Consider the following 2,699-nt stretch of genomic DNA (forward strand, 5'->3'; position numbering starts at 1 on the left):
CAGATTACCGCCGCCGTGCTTGCCAGCACCCTTGCCGCCCGCCTTCGGCCTGGTGAGACGTTGGTGGTGGGCATCACGGGATCGGTGGCGGTGGGCAAGACGGTGTTGGCGCAGCAGATTGCGGCGGCGTTGCCGGGCCGGGTGGAGATTTTGTCCACGGATGGCTTTTTGAAGCCCAATGCGGTGTTGGAGGCGCAGGGGCTGTTGATGCGCAAGGGGTTTCCGGAGAGCTATGATGCGCCGGCGTTGGCGGGGGTGTTGGCGGGCTTGAAAACTGGCGCGGTGACGGTGCCGGCCTATAGCCACAGTCTTTATGATGTTGATCCGGCGGCGGCGCGCAGCATCGCCGGGGCGGATGTCGTGTTGGTGGAGGGGCTGGGCCTGGCGCCGGCTGATGATGGGACACGGCCGCCGCTGGATCTGTTGATTTATATCGATGCGGCGGAGGCTGATATTGCCCAATGGTATGTGGCGCGCTTCATGGCATTGTGGGCGGCGGCGGCGGATGATGCGGCGAGTTTCTACACGCGCTTTCGCCACATGAGCGCGGCGGAGGCCGAGCAGTTTGCGCTCGGTATCTGGCAGGCGATCAACCGGCCCAACTGGCTGGACCATATCAGCCGTGCCCGGCCGGTGGCCGATCTGGTGATCAACAAGGCCGGCAATCATGATCTTTGGCTGTTGCAGGGGATTGGCGGCGCGGCTGCGTAGTAAGTGCCGCATGGTGTTTCGCCATGCTGCCAAAGCCTTTAGGGGCTGCGCACGGCATTCACATCATCCCTTCGGCCCGCCCCCGCCAAATACAGGACTGCCCGTTTGACCCGAATGACCTCATTTTTCGTGCTGCTGGCTGCAGCGGCGCCGGCTGCCATTGTGTCCGCACAGGTGCTGCCGCCGCCTCTGAAAGTTGCTCAGGCCGCGCCGGAGGAGGAAGAGGCGATTACCGTCACCACCCAGCGGCTGCCCGGCCAGGTGGTGGGTGATATCAAGCCGGAACTGGTGCTGGGCACGCAGGAATTGCGCGCGATTGGTGCTGGTTCGATCACCGATTTGCTGGGGGAGCTGGCGCCGCAAACCCGCTCTGGCCGCGGCCGCGGCGGCGGCGCGCCGGCGGTGCTGATCAATGGCAAGCGCGTGTCCGGCTTTGCCGAAATCCGCAATATTCCGCCCGAAGCCATCGCGCGCGTTGAAGTGCTGCCCGAAGAGGTGAGCTTGAAATACGGTTTCCGCGCCGATCAGCGCGTGATCAATTTCGTGCTGCGCCCGCGCTTTTCGGCGTGGACCGGGGAGCTGGATATCGGCGGGCCAACCGACGGCGGGCGCTTTTCCAGCGAGCTGGAGGTCAATCTGCTCAAGCTGAATAACGGCACCCGCACCAGCATCGAAGCCGAAGTGCAGATCGATACGATGGTGACCGAAGCCGAACGCCGCATCACCACGCCGCCGCAAAGCCGGCCATTCGCGATTGGCGGCAATATCAGCGCGATTGTGCCGGGCGCTGCGATCCTGCCGGGCGGGCCGGCGGTGCTGGGCATACCGGACGGCGCCGCAAGCCCGACGCTGGCGCAATTTCTGGCCGCGCCGGTGAACAGCACCGATATCCGCCCGTTCCGCAGCCTGTTGCCCGATAGCCGCACCGCCAGCCTGAACGGCACCGTGTCTGGACCTGTCGGCAAGGGCAATGCCACGCTGACCGGCGGCATTGAGCGCACGCAGACCGAGAGTTTTGTCGGCCTGCCCTCCGCCAGCCTGACTGTGCCGGGCAACAACCCGTTTTCGCCGTTCGGGCGGGACGTGCTGGTCAATCGCCAGGCGCCGGACCCGCTGGGCCGCAACGCCGAAAATTGGTCGAGCCGGCTGGGCAGCGTGTTTGATGGCAATATCGGCAAATGGCGCTGGAACCTCACCGGCAACTGGAACCATGCCGAAAGCCGCACGCGCATCGATCGCGGCATCGACACCAGCGCCGTGCAGGCGCAAATATTGGCCGGCAGCACCGCCGTGTCGCCATTTGGCGCCGGCGTGCTGGCCGGGCCACTGTTGACGGACACGGCGAGCAGCATTTCCGACAATGCCAGCGCCGATCTGCTGCTGAATGGCACTGCGTTTGCGCTGCCGGCTGGCGCGGTGGCGGTGTCGCTGAAGGCGCAGGTGCAGCATCTGGCGCTGGATACGCGCGCGCTGCGGGCCGGGGTGGCGACCAGTGCCGATCTGGCGCGCACGCAGGGCAATTTTCAGGCCAATTTCGATCTGCCAATCGCGTCGGTGCGCGACAATGTGCTGTCGGCGCTCGGCAAATTGACGTTGAATGGCAATATCGCGGTGGATAAGCTGTCGGATTTCGGCACGCTGATCGCCTGGGGCACCGGCGTGAACTGGGAGCCCAAGGACGGCTATGCCATCATCGCCAGCTTCACCCGTGAACAAGGCGCGCCCAGCGTTGGCCAGTTGGGCGATCCGGCAATCATCACGCCAAACGTGCGCGTGTTTGATTTCATTCGCGGCGAAACCGTGGATATCAACCGGCTGGACGGCGGCAATGCTGCCCTGCGCAACGACACGCGCCGGGTGTGGAAACTGGGCTTGAACCTGAAGCCGTGGGAAGAAACGGATCTGGTGTTCAACGCCAATTTCATCGACACGCGCATCGATGATCCGATCGCGGCCTTTCCGACCGCCACCGCCGAACTGCAAGCGGC

The 2,699-nt window shown here is 64.7% G+C and carries 2 protein-coding genes; both read left to right on the forward strand.

The window, feature by feature from the left end:
* Positions 1–711 (forward strand): type I pantothenate kinase (locus ABWP50_RS13365; RefSeq protein ID WP_353218482.1); only part of this gene is annotated, 711 nt, incomplete at its 5' end.
* 114 nt (positions 712–825) lie between these two features.
* The coding region (locus ABWP50_RS13370; protein WP_353218483.1) for a TonB-dependent receptor at positions 826–2,699 on the forward strand (1,874 nt) is incomplete at its 3' end.

The organism is Sandarakinorhabdus sp., assembly GCF_040398645.1.
GTDB lineage: Bacteria > Pseudomonadota > Alphaproteobacteria > Sphingomonadales > Sphingomonadaceae > Sandarakinorhabdus.